Source organism: Rhodophyticola porphyridii (assembly GCF_003688285.1).
In the GTDB taxonomy this organism is placed as follows: domain Bacteria; phylum Pseudomonadota; class Alphaproteobacteria; order Rhodobacterales; family Rhodobacteraceae; genus Rhodophyticola; species Rhodophyticola porphyridii.
The window spans coordinates 559,193-574,966 of record NZ_RCNT01000001.1; the positions used below are offsets into that span (position 1 = coordinate 559,193).

A 15,774-nucleotide genomic window follows, 5' to 3' on the forward strand; every position below is an offset into this window, starting at 1 on the left:
AGACAGGCCCCTTATCCGGCGCACGTCCGGCACGACGCGGCGCGTTGAAATTCAGGATGCAGGCCCTGAAGGAGGCCGCGGGAAATTCAATGTAGGCCGGCGGCAGGTGTGCTAGGCTGGGTTCAAACCCCCGCAGCCAAGGATGCCGCCCATGCTGAGGACCCATACCTTGCCGATCGATGAGGTCTACGTGCCTGTCAAACGCGCCAAGACGCTGGAGGCGGGCAAGGTCGAGGCGCTGGCCAATGACATTCTGGAAAACGGGCAGACCACGCCCATCCGTGTGCGGCAGGGCAAGGGGCGATATGTGCTGATCGAAGGGTATCATCGCCTGGAAGCGCTGCGCGCCCTGGGAGAAGAGACCGTGACCGGGTTCGTCGTGCAGGCGCGGCAGCACTAATCCCGCGGCATGACCTCCCGCTGCACCATGGTGCGGAGCGAAAAGCTGGACCGGGTTGCGCGGATGCCGGGGACGTGCATCAGGTGTTTTTCCAGGAACCGGTCGAAGGCCGCGAGATCCGGCGCCACGACTTTCAGAAGAATGTCGCGGGTGCCTGTCATCAGATGGCATTCCACCACCTCGTCAAACCGGGTCACCGCGCGTTCGAAGGCCGCCACGGTGTCATGGCTCTGGCGCTCCAGCTCCACGAAAATGAACACGGTGAGCGGATAGCCCAGTTTCGTCTGGTCGACGTGGGCTGCATAGCCGGTGATGATGCCGTCACTCTCCAGTCTGGCGACGCGACGGGCACAGGGCGTGGGCGACAGGCCGACCCGGTCAGCCAGTTCGACGATCGGAATCCGTCCATCGCGCTGCAGCGTGGTGATAATCCGGCGGTCGATTTTGTCCATGAGTGGAAAACTCTATCAGATCGGCATTTCTTAGATTTTATCCCCATTTTTTCCTGCCGCAAGGCCAATCTTTGCCGTCTTTCGCTCCGCGCTCCAGGCTAGCCTTTTCAGGTCAGAGGAGGCCCAGAATGATCGTCACACCCATTTCCCGTCCCACCCATGAAGAGGTTCTCCGTGTCGAAGACGGGAGTTGCGGACTGATTGGATTCATCGCCGTTCACTCCACGCAGCTTGGCCCGGCAGCGGGCGGATTGCGGATGCGGCCCTATGACAGCGAGGAGGCGGCGCTGGAGGATGCGCTGAGGCTTTCGCGCGGGATGACATTCAAGAATGCGGCGGCCGATCTGCCCCTGGGCGGTGGCAAGGCGGCGATCATCGGCGATCCCAAAACCAAGACCAGGGCGCAACTTCTGGCATTCGCCCGCGCGATAGACGGTCTGGCGGGCCGTTACTGGACGGCGGAGGATATGGGGATGAGCCCGGCCGATATGGCGACGATGGCCACGGTTACGCCGTTCGTGGCCGGGTTGCCGGACGGGGCGTTTGCAAGCGGCGATCCCTCCCCCATCACGGCGCGGGGCATCTTTCAGGCGATCCGGACGACGGCGAGATTTCGCTTCGGCTCTCCGATTCTGGCGGGACGACATGTGGCGGTGCAGGGGCTGGGCCATGTGGGCTGGCATCTGTGCAAGCTGCTGCGGGCCGGCGGTGCGCGGTTGAGCGTGGCCGATATCGACCCCGAGCGCGCGGCTTGGGCCGGGCAGAGCTTTGGCGCCACAGTTGTCGGCGCGGATCGGATCCTGGAGGTGGAGGCCGATATTCTGGCTCCATGCGCAATCGGCGGCGTACTGAACGCCGACACGATCGCGGCTTTGCAGGTTCGGGCCGTGGCCGGCGGGGCCAACAATCAGCTGGCGCGCGCGGAGGACGGCGCGGCGCTGCATGCGCGCGGCATCCTCTATGCGCCGGATTACGTGGCCAATGCGGGCGGGATCATCAATGTCGCAACCGAGATTCTGCGGATTCGGGACCGGCAGGGGTTTGTCAGCGACAAACTGGCCGCCCTTGACGAAACGCTGGAGGCCATCTTCAAGCGCGCCGCGGAGCGGGGTGTGGGACCAGATCGTGTGGCCGATGAAACGGTCGCCGCCAAGATGCAGCGCCTCAGGGCCGCCTGATCCCTGCGTGACGGGAAACATTGAAAACCCTGGCGTTTTCGGGCATTCTTCGGCGTGATCAGGAAGGCGTCAGATCTTCCGTAAACGTGCATGAATGAGGCCAGTGACATGAAGAAATCCGTTTTGCTTCTGGCGGCGCTGATGATGGCCAGCGCGCCCATTTCCACGCCGGCATCCGCGAATGCGATCGAGCGGGCCTGCAACCAGTCGGACCGCCGGGCCGCCAACCGGCAGCTTTGCGGCTGTATCGGGGTCGTGGCCGATATGACGCTCAGCAGGACCGATCAGCGCCAGGCGGCGCGGTTCTTCAGCGACCCGCAGCGGGCGCAGGATGTGCGGATGTCGGACCGCGCCAGCGACGAGGCGTTCTGGGATCGTTACCGCTCTTTCGGGGAAACCGCCGAAGCGATGTGTGGCTGAGCCGCCCAGGCTTTCGCGCCCGTTTCGATCAGATCCATCGTTGTGTCGAAATCCCTTGTGAAATAGGGGTCGGGCACGTCTTCGGGCGTCCCGTCCGCATGGGCGAGAAACAGTGCAAGTTCTGCCCGTGATCCCCCGGGCCGGATCGCGCGCAGATCGGCAAGGTTCTGGCGATCCATCGCCAGGACAAGATCGAAATCCTCGAAATCGCATGGGCCGACCTGCCGCGCGCGTTGACCGGACAGGTCATAGCCACGTGCCAACGCGGTCGTTTGCATGGGCCCGTAGGGCGCGCGGCCGATATGCCAGTCACCGGTGCCCGCACTGTCGATCCCTGCGCCGGGCAGCAGGACTTCCAGCACCGCCTGACCGGCGGGCGAGCGGCAGATATTGCCCAGGCAGACACATAAGATACGGGTGGTCATGACAGGCTCCTTTCGGGCAGTCTTGCCATGAAAGGGGATGTCGATGGAACGAATTGTCATTCTGACGGGCGCGGGCGTCTCCGCCGAAAGCGGTCTGGGCACGTTCCGCGACACCGACGGGCTTTGGACCAGGTACGATCTGGAAGAGGTGGCAACCCCGGAAGGTTTTGCGCGCAACCCGGGCCTTGTGCATGAGTTCTACAACGCCCGGCGCGCCAATACGCTGGCGGCCACACCCAATGCGGCCCATCAGGCGCTGGCCCGGCTGGAGCGTGACTGGCCGGGGGAGGTGGTTCTGGTCACGCAGAATGTGGATGATCTGCATGAGCGCGCGGGGTCGGTCGCCCTGATCCATATGCATGGGGTTCTGACGGGAGCGCTATGCGCCGCCTGCGGCCACCGTTGGCCTGCGCCCCGGGCGATGGACATGACCGATCTCTGCCCGTCCTGCGACCGGGCCGCAACGCGCCCCGATATCGTATGGTTCGGCGAGATGCCGTATCAGATGGACAGGATTTATGACGCGGTGGCGCGCGCCGATCTGTTCGTGTCCATCGGCACCTCGGGCGAAGTGTATCCCGCCGCCGGGCTGGTGGAGGAGGCGCGGATGGCGGGGGCAGAAACGGTGGAGATCAATCTGGAGCCGACCCGCCGGCCGGGCCTTTTCGACGAGGTGATCGCGGGCCATGCGTCGCGTGCCGTTCCGTCATGGGTCGAGCGGATCATCGCCGGCAAGGGCGGCTGAGAGGATGCGGGTGGCGCGCCCGTCCGCGAAACTACGGAGAGACGCGCCACCGGGGGGTGATCGCCCCGACGCCGGTGCCCGGGCAGGGCGCTCGGTCGGAAGGACCAGCGCCGGACGCTAGCCGCCCATGCTGCCGTGATCCTGACGTTCCAGATCGACGGGGATCCTCACGGTCACCGGGTCCGCATGTTCGAAGCGGATCGTCACCTCGATCTCGTCGCCATGAACGAAGGGCGCTGTCAGCCCCATGAACATGATGTGATCGCCGCCGCGGGCCAGCATATGGGTTTCGCCGGCAGCGACGGGGAAGCCATCCTCGACCTCGACCATGCGCATGACCCCATTGCCGTCCTGCAGATGGGTGTGAAGTTCGACCCGGGCCGCCGCATCCGAACTGACCGAAACCATCCGGTCGTCGATATCGCCGTTATTAGTGATGGCCATGAAGGCCGCGCCGGTCTGGGCGACGGGGCTGGCAGATCGGGCATAGGCATCTTCGATGATCATTTCGGCCTTGGCCGCGCCGGGCAGGATGAAACCAAGTGTGATGGCGACGGCAAGCGCCGCTGCTTTGATGGACATGGAATGCCCCTCCGTTTGTGAGAGAATACTGAGACGTGAAGTGCTGGTGTCAGGCGCGGGCCGCGGGCGGGCCGCGGGCCTGAGGCCGCTGCACCTGCTCGGCATCGGCGGAGAGGTCGTGAAGCGGTGCGCGGACCGTCAAGACAGCCGGTGCGGGGGGTGTCTGGGGCGGTGTGCCGCCAAGCGCCAACGTACCGACAACGCAATCGGGGCAGATATGCTCCTCAATCACCGGGGCGCCATCGGGGCCGATGGCGACCGTGACCTGCATGCCACCCAGGCACAGAATCATTGTGCCGTTCACCGCCATGTCGCCGCGCGCCAAAGCCATACTGACGCTGGTGAGCGACAGGATCAGTGCGAGACACACGGCAGATATGGGGCGGAAGACCCGGGTCATGTCTCTGGTCTATGCCGCCGGGCGCCGGAATGGGAAGCGACAAAATGACATCGGCCCCGCATCGGCGGGATGCGGGGCCGTCTGTGTCATGCGCAAGATCGCGATCAGGCGGTGGCCTGAGCCTTTGCGATGTCTTTCTTGATTTTCAGCGCCTTGGGCGACAGCTCGTCATCCTTGGCCTTGGCAAGGAACGCGTCAAGGCCTCCGCGGTGATCCACGGTGCGCAGGGCCGCGTTCGAAATCCGCAGCTTGAACCGACGATCCAGCGTATCGGAGCCGAGCGTGACTTCGTTCAGGTTCGGCAGGAAGCGGCGCTTGGTTTTGTTGTTGGCATGGCTGACATTGTTGCCGGTCATCGGACCTTTGCCGGTCAATTCGCAGACGCGAGACATGTGGGCACCCTCGGGTTTCAGAAACGGAAGGGGGCGCGTGATCCATATCAGCGCCCCGGAAATCTTGGGCGGGGATACGGCGCGGCTTGGGTCGTGTCAAGCCGAGAATCGGAGGAACGGAGCCCTGAAAGGCCAGGCGTGCCCGGCTCGCGGAAGCGCCTGGATCCGCGCGCTATCGATCCGCCGAACCGGGCGGCGGCTGTGGACCGGCACGTTTTGGCGATTCACCCAGGCCGCGAAACGCGTTAGGTTTGCCCCGATGGTGAAGGAAACCGATCTCTACCCGCCGGTGAAGGCGTTTCTCGAAGCACAAGGCTACGACGTCAAGGCCGAGATCGCAGGGGCCGATGTGGTCGCCCGGCGGGCCGATGAAGACCCCGTGATCGTTGAATTGAAAGCGCGGTTTTCGCTTGCGCTGTTTCATCAGGGCGTGGCCCGGCTTGCGGTCAGCGACGTGGTGTATCTGGCGGTGCCACGCGGCACGGGCCGGGCGTTTCACAAGGCGCTGGCGGAAAATGTGAAGCTGGCAAGGCGTCTGGGGCTTGGTCTGATGACCGTGCGCCTGACAGACGGGCTGGTGGAGGTTCATTGCGATCCGGGCCCGTATGCGCCGCGCATCTCCAAACCGCGCAAGGCGCGGTTGTTGCGCGAATTCGCCCGCCGGTCCGGCGATCCGAACCGGGGCGGGACCAATGGCAGGATCATCACGGCCTACCGGCAGGATGCGCTGCGCTGTGCGGGGCATCTGGCCGCACACGGCCCGTGCAGAGGGGCAGCGGTCAAGGCAGCTACGGGCGTGGACCGCGCCACGACCATCATGCGGGACGATCACTACGGCTGGTTCGAGCGGGTCGAGAAGGGCGTCTATACGCTGACCGGTGCGGGAAGGACGGCGCTGATCTCCTTCGAGACCGGGGCGCCATAACCGGGTGCGCGCGCCGGAGCCTGTCAGTTGGTCGGGAACAGGAACACCTCGCGCACGGTGTTGCGCGGGTTCGCGTTGAGGGCCAGCATGACGGCGTCGGCCACATCCTCCGGCATGAGCTTGTCTGGTTGCGGGCTGTCGAAAAAAGGTGTGTCGACCATTCCGGGTGCGATCACCGTGCAGCGTCCGCCCCATTCGCGCATCTCTTCGGCGAGATTGCCCGCATAGCCATGCACGAACCATTTCGACGCGCCGTAGATCGAGCCCTTGATGTGCTGCCGCCCGGCGACGGAGCCGGTCAGAACCATCTGCCCCCGTGTTTCCTTCAGATAGGGCATTGCGGCCTTTGCGGTGTAGAGCAGGCCAAGGATGTTGAGTTGCACCAGAGCCTCCCATTCCCTGGGGTCGCCGTTTTCCGTGCCCGGCGTGTTCAGGCCCATCCCCGCATTGGCGAAGGCGGCATCGACGGCGCCGAACGCCTCCTGCAAGGCCAGAAGGCCCTGCTCCTGCACGGCCAGTTGCGTGACATCGCCGGGCAGGGCCAGCGCCGCGCCGCCCAGCTCTTCGGCCAGCGCGGTGATCTTGTCGGCGGAGCGCGCCATGAGCCCCACGTTCCAGCCCGCGTCGACGGCCGCCCGGGCGGTGGCGGCGCCGATGCCGGAAGAGGCACCGGTGATGAACAGGGTTTTGCGGGTCATGGGGCGTGGTCTCCTATCAGCTTGCAACAGGTGTCGTCCTGATTTCAGATAGGCGCATGGAGACAGTATTTACAGTGCAGACCCGCGGCCTGGGCCTTTACGAGATCACACCGCAGGTCGCCCGCTGGCTGTCCGGGCAGGGTCGGGGCGTGGTCACACTGATGATCCGCCATACCTCGGCCAGCCTGCTGATACAGGAAAATGCCGATCCGGATGTGCAGACCGATCTGCTGGCCTATTTCGACCGGCTTGTCCCGGCCGCCGACGATCCGGCGATGTCCTATCTGACCCATGTCTAGGAAGGCTCCGACGATATGCCGGCCCATATCAAGGCGGCGATGATGCCGGTTTCGCTATCGATTCCGGTGAGCGACGGGCGGATGATGCTAGGCACGTGGCAGGGGATCTATGTGGTCGAGCACCGCCGCCGGGCCCATTCACGGCAGGTGGCGGCGGTGCTGATCGAGGGTTAGTCGTCCAGCACGAAAGTGACCATCAGATTGACCTGATAATAGTCGATCTTCCCGTCGCTGACCGCCACGCGCTGCTCCTTGACCCAGGCGCTGGTTACATTGCGCAGCGTGGAATTGGCGCGGGCCACGCCGTCCCGCACGGCGGCCTCGAAGCTGTCGGGCGATGTTGCGGAAATCTCCGTCACACGGGCGATACTCATGATCTGTCTCCTGTTGGGTGCTAAAGGGACAGTCTAGCAGGTTGCACCGCGCAGTTCAGGGATTTCGCCGCAAGCGCCTCTGCCCAGCGGGGCACATGACCGCCCCGGCCCGGCCCGCCAGCGAGTCGGCAGCGGCAGAAATCAGCCGATCAGAACTTTATGGCCGTGAAAATCCTGCTCGATATGGTGCCGGCCATGGGTCGCGCGCTGCTTGAAGGCTTCGGCCTCTGCATCCTTGCCGTCCCGGATCATCTCCTCGATGGCGGCGCGATATTCTTCCTCCACCGACCGGTGAACAAGGAACAGCTTGTTCGCGACGAAGGCCACCGGAACGACGGCGCGCGGGCGCGACAGGAATGCATTGATCGCCTGATTGACGCCGAGCGTCAGCGGATTGAGGAAGTCGTCGGCAGAGATGACGCCCTTGTGCGACACGACCTGTTCGGCCAGTTCCATGTCGCGGTAGACGTTTTCGAAATCATGGGCGCCGTCGACGCTGATGAACCGGGGCCGCCCGATCGCATGTGTCAATTCGGTCGCCGATACCGTGTTCGACTGCCGGCGCCATAACTTGAAACGATCGGTGACAGCCTTGCCGAAAACGCCGGTGAGCTCGGTGACGACGCGTTTTTCATTCGCATACTGGAACGTGTCGATCCCGAGAACGGTATCTCCGGTCCGCATCGCGCTGTCGACCATGAGCGAGAAATACTTGCCGCACATGACGCCGATTTCCATCAGGTTTCCGGTGTATCCCTGCGCTTCCTGCCAATGCAGGATATCCACCGTGCGGCGGGAGGTGACCATTTTCAGCCAGCCATGGATGGCGTCGGCCTTCTGGCAGATATCGTAGCGGTCGGTGCTGGGTTGCGGCATATGGCTCTCTTCTTGACGATGCGACGGTTTGGGCCGGCTGCGAAAGCGGGGGCGAATATCGGCTGACATAATGCGATCCGGTGATGATGAGCCCAATTCGGCCTGGGGTTCAACAGTTTGAAATCGTCGCTCCGCCCGGGATCTTCGGCATCGCGCGATATTCGGTTCAGAAGGGTCGATAGCACATGTGATTGCCCGATAGGGTTAATGGCCGCGCGGTACTCCGGACGGCGCAAGAAACGCCCCGCCAATCGTACCCTGCCGGCCCGTGGCGCGGGTGAGAGCCGGGATTCCTGTGGCTGCGACCCCAAAATGCTGTGGCAGAATTTCAATACTACCCAACCATTATGCATCGCCCTATAGTGCCTGTGGATAACCGGGCTTAAGACCCAATCAGCCAGGATACGCGCCCCCGGCCCGGGCGCCCAGGGACAAGAAGAGGGGACGTGGATGCGCTGCCCGTTTTGCGGAAATGTGGACACTCAGGTAAAAGACAGCCGACCGGCGGAGGATCATGTGGCCATCCGCAGACGGCGGTTCTGCCCCGCCTGCGGCGGCCGGTTTACCACCTATGAAAGGGTACAGTTGCGCGACCTGGTGGTGATCAAGACCAATGGCAAACGCGAGGATTTCGACCGCGACAAGCTGGAGCGCTCGATCCGCATCTCGATGCAGAAACGCCCTGTGGAGCCTGACCGGATCGACCAGATGATCAGCGGGATCGTGCGCCGGCTGGAAAGCATGGGCGAGACGGATATACCGTCGAAAACCATCGGGGAGATCGTGATGGAAAGCCTGGCCCGGATCGACACGGTCGCATATGTGCGCTTCGCCAGCGTCTACAAGAACTTCAAGGACGCGGATGATTTCGAGGAGTTCGTGGCCGAATTGCGCCCGCCAAACCCGACCGAAAGCTGACCCGTGACAGGCTCGGATGCCCGCTGGATGCGCCTTGCGCTCAGCCTTGGCGCGCGCGGTCAGGGCCGGACCTGGCCCAACCCGGCTGTGGGCTGCGTGATCGTGAAGGGCGAACGGGTGCTTGGCCGGGGCTGGACAGCGCCGGGCGGGCGCCCTCATGCCGAACCCCGGGCGCTTGATCAGGCAGGCGCAGGGGCACGGGGCGCGACGGCCTATGTCAGCCTTGAGCCATGTGCCCATCATGGCCAGACCCCGCCCTGCGTCGAGGCGTTGATCTCGGCTTCGGTCGCGCGGGTGGTTGTCGCCATGGAGGATCCGGACCCTCGTACCAGAGGACAGGGAGTTGCGCGGCTGCGCGACGCGGGGATCGCGGTTACCGAAGGTGTTCTGCGGGACGAAGCGGCGCGGGCACATTCGGGATTTGTCAGCCGCATCACGCGGGGTCGCCCGGCCCTGACGCTGAAGCTTGCCGGCTCCTTCGACGGGCGGATCGCGACGGCCAGCGGCGAAAGCCGCTGGATCACCGGCGACCTGGCGCGCCGCGCGGTCCACGGGATGCGCGCGCGCCATGATGCGGTGATGGTCGGCGCAGGCACGGTCCGGACCGATGATCCGAACCTGACCGTGCGGGGGCTGGGCGTCGCGCATCAACCGGTTCGTGTCGTGATTTCCCGCAGGCTCGATCTTCCGTCCGACAGCGTCCTGGCCCAAAACGCCCACGAGGTGCCGCTTTGGCTATGTCACGGGGAGGATGCCGCAGGCGGGGTGCAGGCGGCCTGGCGTGACAGGGGCGCGCGGCTGATCCCATGCGCCACCGCCCCATGGGGGCAACTGGACCTCTCCGATGTGATGGAGGCACTGGGGCGCGAAGGGCTGACGCGGGTTTTCTGCGAGGGTGGCGGGGCGTTGGCGGCGTCCTTGCTGACGGCGGATCTGGTGGACGATCTGGTGGGGTTCACCGCCGGGATCGCGCTTGGCGCCGAAGGCCAGCCCGCAATCGGCGCGATGGGGGTTGCGGCGCTTGGCGAGGCGCCGCGGTTCATCTTGCGTGACACCCGTGCCATCGGCCCGGACATCCTGCATCGCTGGACCCGCGGCCCCGTCTAGTCCCGGTATCTTCGCCCCGGTCTCTGCATTTTCTATTGCCGGTTGCGTGCGCAGGTCGCGTCAGTGTCCGTCCCGCCAGATCCAGGCCTGACCCGCGAACCAGCCCTGCAGCTTTGCCAATGCCCGCAAACCCGGTTTCCCCGCCAGACCCTCACCCGTGGCCAGACGCTCCACCGCGATCTCCACGGGGCAGGGCAGGCCCGTCACCGGATCCAGATAGCGCGGATAGGAGATCAGAGTGGCATGGGCGAGCGCGGCGAGCGAGGGCCGCGCCTGCCGCCGGGCGGGCACCGGCCCCAGATCGTTGCTCAGGCCCCATCCTGCATAGAAGGGCGTGCCCAATACGGTGACCGGCACCTGCCTCAACAGCGCCTCGAATCCCAGAAGCGAGGTCATGGTCACCACCCGATCGGCCCGCGCGAGAAGAGCGGCGGGATCCGTGCGATGGGCCACGACATCGGCCAGCCGGGCGAGCGCCTCGGCGGGCACCGCGCCGCTACGCAGGCCGGCCTCCACATCCGGGTGGGGTTTGTAGACCAGCATCGCGTGGGGATGCAGGCGGCGGGCGGTTTCCAACAGGTCAAGATTGCTGCGCACCTCGCCCGCGCCAAGCCGGATCGAGGCATCATCCTCCACCTGGCCCGGTACCAGCACCATCCTGCGTGTGTCCGGTTCGGGCAGATCGGGCACCTCGCCCAGATTGTATTTGCTCAGACCGAGCGCCGTCAGCCGGGCCACCAGCGCCTCGGCCCGGGCCAGACGTTTGGCAGGCCAGCCCGAGACCTCCGTGATCAGCCGTTCAAGGCGGCTTTCGCGGGTCGGATCGTAGTAGATGCCCAGATCGTCCCGGACCAGCGAGAGCGGCGGCACCAGATCGGCGCCAAGCCCGCGGGAGCGCAGAAACCCGTCTTCAACGTGGGAGAGCGGCAGCCCCGCCGAGAGACAGGCCTCGCGCAGGGCCGGGTCTTCGCGACCCGCCCAGACCATCACGGACCTGCCAATGGCCACCGCGGCCGCTGGCGTCGCCGCAAAGCGCAACCGGGTGCCCGATCTGCCGTAGAACGCCTGCAGATGAGTGCGTTTCCAGGCGCGCATGCCGATGGCGACATGCCCGGCCCTGTCGCCTCTCCACGCACGGGCCTGTGCCTCCAGCGCACCCAGAACATCCTCCAGCGGGCACAGCCGGTCGCGATAGGGGTCGTACCAGCGCGGGTAGAGGATCAGCGCGGCAGCGGCCAGTTGCGCGCGGGTCAGCGCGCGCTGGCGGCGCCCGACCGGCTGGCGGTCGTCGCTGAGGCCCCAGCCCGCGTAGAAGGGTTGCCCGAACACCACCGGCCTGTGTCCGGCCAGGATCGCCTCGAACCCCAGTTGGCTGGACACCGTATAGACCGCGCGGGCGTGCGCCATGAGCCGCCAGGGGGAGACGGGCGCGTCGAAGAGCGTCGCCGTCTCGGGGAGGTCCGTCGCGCTGAAATGTCCGGCGCGATGACCGCCAGATGTTTCGGGATGGGTCTTGATGAGGAGAGGCGCGCCGGGGTGATCCTCCGCCGCCCAGTAGAGCATCTCGCGGAACGTGTCGGCATCGCCCCCGCCAAGCCTGATTGAGGCATCCCCGCGCGTCTGGTCGATGACCAGCACATAGCCGGGATCGGGCGGTTCGATGCCGGGATCGACGGCGGAATACTTTGTCAGATGCGCATCGGCCATACGGGCTATGGCATCGCGGGCCCGGTCCAGCAAGGCGGTGTCATCCAGCGGGTGACTGGCCAGCAGATGTTCGAGATCGGAGGGTTGGGTGCTGTCGAAATAGGCGCCGCGCCGGTCGATTGTCAGTCCAAGGGGCGGCTCGCCCGCACGGCCCGGATGAAGCGAGCGCAGAAACGCATCCTCCACGCGCACCAGATGCGCGCCGGTGGCGGCGGCGGCCTTTTCGCCTCGCGGAGCATAGGGCGAATGGCCCCAGACCAGCACGTCATCGTCCGGCCCGGGTTTGCCGATCTTCAGGTCATATCCCGAAAGGGACAGAATGCGCCGCACGCGCGCATTGGTCAGAAAGCCGGCGTTGAAATGAAATCCCCGCCGGTTGGGTGACCCGGCGGGGATGTCGCGACGCCCGTCACCCGGCACCGGCCTACTCGGCCAGGCCGGCGATCGAATTGGCGGTGCCAAGCGTCCCGGTTAGTGCACTCAGGGCCTTGTTCCACTGCGTGAACGGCGCCTCGGTCACGTAAACGGTGTCGCCGTCGCGGATCACGAAATCCCGTGCTTCGAACATGCCGGTCGGCGCCGTCAGATCCAACACATAGATCATCCTCTGTGCGCCGATCAGGTCGCTGCGGCCGAGCACACTTTCGGCGATTTCCTCGGGTTCGTTGCGCAGGACGAAAACGCCCGTCGGGTCGGCGAGGTTGGATTGCAACCCGCCGACGGTTGCAATCGCCTCGATGGCGGAGATCGTCTGGCTGTCGAAGGGCACGCGCGCCTGTGTGCCGGTCGCTCCGAGCGAGGTGAAGCTGCGGCTGTCTTCCTCCACCAGGATCCGGTCGCCGCCGCGCAGCGGTATGTCGAACTGAGGGTTGGCGTAGAGATCCTCGAACCAGATTGTGCCGGAATGTGCGCCGCGCACCACCGTGATCTGGGCGATGTCGGGTTCCACGTTGACGCCACCTGCGGCGGCCAGCATGCCCGACAGGGTGCGAGTCGCCCGCTCCACCGGATAAATGCCCTGTCCGCCGACTGCGCCCGCAATCGATACGGTGGCGCCATCGCCCGCTTCGCGGCGCACGAGAACCTGGGGATCGGGAGTCTGCTCGTCCAGATTGCGGGTGATGATCTCGCGAAGCTGCTCGGGTGTGTTGCCCGCGGCACGGATGCGGCCCGCATAAGGGATAAAGATGAAACCCGCCCCATCCACCGTCACCTCGTTGATGAGGGCGGAGTTGGTGCCCTGACCGGCCAGCAGCCCGTCTTCGACGTTTTCATAGATCGTAAGCCCCAGCACATCGCCCGGGCGGATCACTTCGGTGGAGGTGGGGCCGGCATTCTGGAACGCCTGACTGAAGCCGAGCGCGGGCACAATGGACGTGGCGGCGATCACCCTCTGGTTCACCTCGACCACGAAGGCATCGCCCTCGCGCTGGACCGAACCTGCAAACAATTCATTGCGGTTGGGGCCCGAGCGAGGCAACGCGCAGGATGCGACGATAGATACAACAACCGAAAGCGCGACCATGCGCGCCCCTCGGGAAGCCAGTAATTTCACGGAAGTGGCTCCTTATTGCCTGAAACTGCCTCAGTTTATTTTTTTTCGACTTTAGCTTATCTGCGCAAACCGCGCTAGCCTTTCGGTTATTTGATCACCTGAAGGTGTTGCCGATGGGCCGGTCGACCGGCATCAAGCGCATCATACGGGTCTTCCGGGGACAACATCATGTCGACCACCTGGCGCAAAAGCTGCCGCCGGCCGCTGCCGGAATAGAAACTGCCGGTGATCTGCGATGTTTCAAGAAGATAATGCCTGTAATCGCGATAGGCCCGGCTGTCGGGGCGGGTCGGATTGGTGAAAAACGCCTCCATCGACTGGGTCGAGACGAATTCCGGCTTGAGATAGACGGCAGTGCCGAACGCCTTGAGCGGTAATCCGCGCCAAAGCGCCTGCTGCGCGGCGGTGGAGTTCACCGTCACCGCGCTGCGCGCGTCGTTCAGAAGCCGCGCGAGCTTGCCGCCGCGTACGAAGTGAACCCGGTCGCCGACACCGTGTTTGCGGGCCAGCCGGCGGATATCCCTGCGGATCGGAACGCGTCCGTCCTCCAGCGGGTGGGACTTGAAGACCAGATGGTGATGGGTCGGCGCGCCTTGCGCGAAACCTTCGATCAGAAGTGCCAGAAAATCGGACATGGTGTCGAACGGGCCATGATCGCGAAAGCTGGCGTCATGTTCCAGTTGCAGCAACGCCAGATGATACGGGAACCCGCCCAGGCGTATGCGCCATGTGGCCTGCACCCGGTCGAGCCAGAGAAACGGCATGAAGGCCAGACGCCGCAGGTAGAGCCATAGCTCCCGCGAAACCGGGATATTGCGATGCGGCCGGAAGTTCCGGTAGCGCCTGTTCAGGAACATGACGAACCAGTGATAAAGCGCGCCATAGAACATGTGCTGGCGCATATCGCCCCATTTGGAGGGGGTGTCCGGAAGATCCAGATCCAGATCTTTCAGCGCGCGGCGCATCTGCGCGACGGAGGTGTTCATCAGCCTCGAATGCCCGTTGGCGCCGCCGCGCTCATAGGTCACCCAATAGGGGCGGAGATACCCCTCCTCGAAGACATGCACGGTAATGTTCTGCGATTTCGCAATGGCCACGGCGTCGGCATGGACCGGCCGGGTATCGCCGTAGAGAACCAGATCGCTCACGTCTTTTTCGGCGATTAGCTGGCGCAGCCGATCAGGCCAGTCGGCTATGGTGCCGGTATAGGGAATGTAGCTTTCGCGATGGTGCCAGAACGCGCTGTCACCCTGATTGAACCCCACGCGCCAGACATCGGCACCCGCGGCTCGCAAACTCTTGCCAAGTCCGTGAAAGAATGGCCCGTGCGGACCCTGAAGGAACAGGAATACTTTCTGCAACCGTGTAATCCCCGAAAGGGCTCGCCGTGATGAACCTACTGCTTTGATACAAGTTTTCATAGGGGCTTGGCGGTTTTACGGTTGGTTTTGGCCCTCAATAAGGCGAGGGCGTGACTTGCCCCCTTGCCGGACGACGGCTAGGTGAGAAGGGCAAACGGAGAGAGCGTTCATGTTTACAGGTATCATCACCGATATCGGCACCGTCCAGACGCTGGAGCATCGCGGCGACCTGCGCGCGCGGATCGGTACCGGATATGATACGGGCGGCATCGATATCGGCGCATCGATCTGCTGTGACGGCGTCTGCCTGACGGCGGTGGCCCTGGGGCCCGGCTGGTTCGACGTGGACATCTCCGCCGAGACGGTATCCCGGACCAGTATCGGCGGCTGGACCGAGGGCCGCAGGATCAATCTTGAACGCGCCCTGAAGGTGGGCGACGAACTGGGCGGGCATATCGTCAGCGGCCATGTCGATGGCGTGGCCGAACTGGTGAAGATGGAGGATGAGGGCGACAGCACGCGCCTGAGCTTTCGCGTGCCCGATTCGCTGGCCCGGTTCATCGCGCCCAAGGGGTCGATCGCGCTGAACGGCACCTCGCTCACCGTGAACGAGGTGGACGGGGCCACCTTCGGTGTCAACGTCATCCCGCATACCAAGGAGGTGACGACCTGGGGCGATGTGGCTGTCGGCGACGCGATCAACCTGGAGATCGATACGCTGGCCCGCTATGTCGCGCGACTGCAGGAGTGGGGCGGATGAGGCCGGTTGTGACCCGGTCAATCAATGGCGCGATCGGTCAGCGAAGCGCGGATATCCCAGGCACTGGTGGTGGCGCTTGCCGGGCCGAGCACCGTCGTGACCCCGAGGATGCCCATGGCCGGCGAAGATTGGATGCGCCGCGCGGGCTCTATGCGGACGAAAGGGCGGCGGTTCTTGCCGCGCAAAACGCGGTTGCATGG

At 64.7% G+C, this 15,774-nt stretch carries 19 protein-coding genes and 1 pseudogene; 9 read left to right on the plus strand and 11 right to left on the minus strand.

Features of this window, described 5'->3' with window-relative positions:
* Positions 1 to 151 precede the first annotated feature (151 nt).
* Positions 152 to 400 carry a ParB N-terminal domain-containing protein gene (locus tag D9R08_RS02825; RefSeq protein WP_121896466.1) on the plus strand — a complete coding sequence of 83 codons (249 nt, stop codon included), beginning with the start codon at positions 152 to 154 and terminating at the stop codon, positions 398 to 400.
* Here the strand turns inward: D9R08_RS02825 and D9R08_RS02830 are convergent.
* Positions 397 to 852, minus strand: coding sequence for an Lrp/AsnC family transcriptional regulator (locus D9R08_RS02830; RefSeq protein WP_121896467.1), 456 nt, complete (start codon positions 850 to 852; stop codon positions 397 to 399). The genes D9R08_RS02825 and D9R08_RS02830 overlap by 4 nt on opposite strands.
* 128 nt (positions 853 to 980) lie before the next feature.
* On the opposite strand from D9R08_RS02830, the gene D9R08_RS02835 reads away from it, so the two are divergent.
* Positions 981 to 2,030, plus strand: a complete 1,050-nt coding sequence (locus D9R08_RS02835; RefSeq protein WP_121896468.1) for a Glu/Leu/Phe/Val family dehydrogenase — start codon at positions 981 to 983, stop codon at positions 2,028 to 2,030.
* A 108-nt stretch (positions 2,031 to 2,138) separates the two neighbouring features.
* The gene (locus D9R08_RS02840) at positions 2,139 to 2,450 is read left to right on the plus strand and encodes a hypothetical protein (RefSeq protein ID WP_121896813.1); all 312 of its coding nucleotides are present in this window, start codon (positions 2,139 to 2,141) and stop codon (positions 2,448 to 2,450) included.
* On the opposite strand, the gene D9R08_RS02845 is transcribed toward D9R08_RS02840, so the two are convergent.
* Positions 2,408 to 2,875, minus strand: a complete 468-nt coding sequence (locus D9R08_RS02845; RefSeq protein ID WP_121896469.1) for a low molecular weight protein-tyrosine-phosphatase — start codon at positions 2,873 to 2,875, stop codon at positions 2,408 to 2,410. The two genes, D9R08_RS02840 and D9R08_RS02845, sit on opposite strands and share 43 nt — an antisense overlap.
* 43 nt (positions 2,876 to 2,918) lie before the next feature.
* Between D9R08_RS02845 and D9R08_RS02850 the strand changes: the two genes are divergently transcribed.
* Positions 2,919 to 3,620, plus strand: coding sequence for an NAD-dependent deacylase (locus D9R08_RS02850; protein ID WP_121896814.1), 702 nt, complete (start codon positions 2,919 to 2,921; stop codon positions 3,618 to 3,620).
* Between the two features lie 117 nt (positions 3,621 to 3,737).
* Here the strand turns inward: D9R08_RS02850 and D9R08_RS02855 are convergent, their stop codons facing one another.
* From D9R08_RS02855 to rpmB, 3 genes are all read right to left on the minus strand, one after another.
* A complete protein-coding gene (locus D9R08_RS02855) occupies positions 3,738 to 4,202 on the minus strand; it encodes a copper chaperone PCu(A)C (protein ID WP_121896470.1) in 465 nt (154 codons plus the stop codon).
* Positions 4,203 to 4,251: 49 nt separating this feature from the next.
* The gene (locus D9R08_RS02860) at positions 4,252 to 4,602 is read right to left on the minus strand and encodes a hypothetical protein (RefSeq protein ID WP_121896471.1); all 351 of its coding nucleotides are present in this window, start codon (positions 4,600 to 4,602) and stop codon (positions 4,252 to 4,254) included.
* A gap of 104 nt (positions 4,603 to 4,706) precedes the next feature.
* Complete coding sequence (gene rpmB, locus D9R08_RS02865) at positions 4,707 to 4,994, minus strand: 50S ribosomal protein L28 (protein WP_121896472.1); 288 nt, start codon at positions 4,992 to 4,994, stop codon at positions 4,707 to 4,709.
* Between the two features lie 259 nt (positions 4,995 to 5,253).
* Here rpmB and D9R08_RS02870 point away from each other — a divergent pair, with 259 nt between their 5' ends.
* Positions 5,254 to 5,919 carry a DUF2161 domain-containing phosphodiesterase gene (locus tag D9R08_RS02870; RefSeq protein WP_121896473.1) on the plus strand — a complete coding sequence of 222 codons (666 nt, stop codon included), beginning with the start codon at positions 5,254 to 5,256 and terminating at the stop codon, positions 5,917 to 5,919.
* A gap of 23 nt (positions 5,920 to 5,942) precedes the next feature.
* Here D9R08_RS02870 and D9R08_RS02875 read toward each other — a convergent pair whose 3' ends face one another.
* The gene (locus D9R08_RS02875; protein WP_121896474.1) at positions 5,943 to 6,617 is read right to left on the minus strand and encodes an SDR family oxidoreductase; all 675 of its coding nucleotides are present in this window, start codon (positions 6,615 to 6,617) and stop codon (positions 5,943 to 5,945) included.
* Between the two features lie 56 nt (positions 6,618 to 6,673).
* Between D9R08_RS02875 and D9R08_RS02880 the strand changes: the two are divergent.
* Positions 6,674 to 7,090: pseudogene (locus tag D9R08_RS02880) on the plus strand (secondary thiamine-phosphate synthase enzyme YjbQ).
* Here D9R08_RS02880 and D9R08_RS02885 read toward each other — a convergent pair.
* Positions 7,087 to 7,290, minus strand: a complete 204-nt coding sequence (locus D9R08_RS02885; RefSeq protein ID WP_121896475.1) for a dodecin family protein — start codon at positions 7,288 to 7,290, stop codon at positions 7,087 to 7,089. The pseudogene D9R08_RS02880 and the gene D9R08_RS02885 overlap by 4 nt on opposite strands.
* A gap of 141 nt (positions 7,291 to 7,431) precedes the next feature.
* A complete protein-coding gene (locus D9R08_RS02890) occupies positions 7,432 to 8,166 on the minus strand; it encodes a class I SAM-dependent methyltransferase (RefSeq protein ID WP_158598916.1) in 735 nt (244 codons plus the stop codon).
* Positions 8,167 to 8,616: 450 nt separating this feature from the next.
* On the opposite strand from D9R08_RS02890, the gene nrdR reads away from it, so the two are divergent.
* Both nrdR and ribD read left to right on the plus strand, forming a co-directional pair.
* A complete protein-coding gene (gene nrdR, locus D9R08_RS02895) occupies positions 8,617 to 9,084 on the plus strand; it encodes a transcriptional regulator NrdR (protein ID WP_121896477.1) in 468 nt (155 codons plus the stop codon).
* A gap of 3 nt (positions 9,085 to 9,087) precedes the next feature.
* Positions 9,088 to 10,191 (plus strand): bifunctional diaminohydroxyphosphoribosylaminopyrimidine deaminase/5-amino-6-(5-phosphoribosylamino)uracil reductase RibD, encoded by a 1,104-nt coding sequence (gene ribD / locus D9R08_RS02900; RefSeq protein ID WP_233557182.1) that lies wholly within the window; start codon positions 9,088 to 9,090, stop codon positions 10,189 to 10,191.
* Positions 10,192 to 10,251: 60 nt separating this feature from the next.
* Here the strand turns inward: ribD and D9R08_RS02905 are convergent, their stop codons facing one another.
* The 3 genes from D9R08_RS02905 to D9R08_RS02915 all read right to left on the minus strand — a co-directional run bounded on the left by D9R08_RS02905 (position 10,252) and on the right by D9R08_RS02915 (position 14,814).
* Positions 10,252 to 12,318: a capsular polysaccharide biosynthesis protein gene (locus tag D9R08_RS02905; RefSeq protein ID WP_407690586.1), complete on the minus strand. Its 2,067-nt coding sequence runs from the start codon at positions 12,316 to 12,318 to the stop codon at positions 10,252 to 10,254.
* A gap of 4 nt (positions 12,319 to 12,322) precedes the next feature.
* Positions 12,323 to 13,453 carry a polysaccharide biosynthesis/export family protein gene (locus D9R08_RS02910; RefSeq protein WP_233557187.1) on the minus strand — a complete coding sequence of 377 codons (1,131 nt, stop codon included), beginning with the start codon at positions 13,451 to 13,453 and terminating at the stop codon, positions 12,323 to 12,325.
* Between the two features lie 86 nt (positions 13,454 to 13,539).
* Entirely contained in the window at positions 13,540 to 14,814 is a 1,275-nt protein-coding gene (locus D9R08_RS02915; RefSeq protein WP_233557189.1) for a capsule biosynthesis protein, read from the minus strand.
* Between the two features lie 169 nt (positions 14,815 to 14,983).
* Between D9R08_RS02915 and D9R08_RS02920 the strand changes: the two genes are divergently transcribed.
* Positions 14,984 to 15,574, plus strand: a complete 591-nt coding sequence (locus tag D9R08_RS02920) for a riboflavin synthase (protein WP_121896480.1) — start codon at positions 14,984 to 14,986, stop codon at positions 15,572 to 15,574.
* Positions 15,575 to 15,774 lie beyond the last annotated feature (200 nt).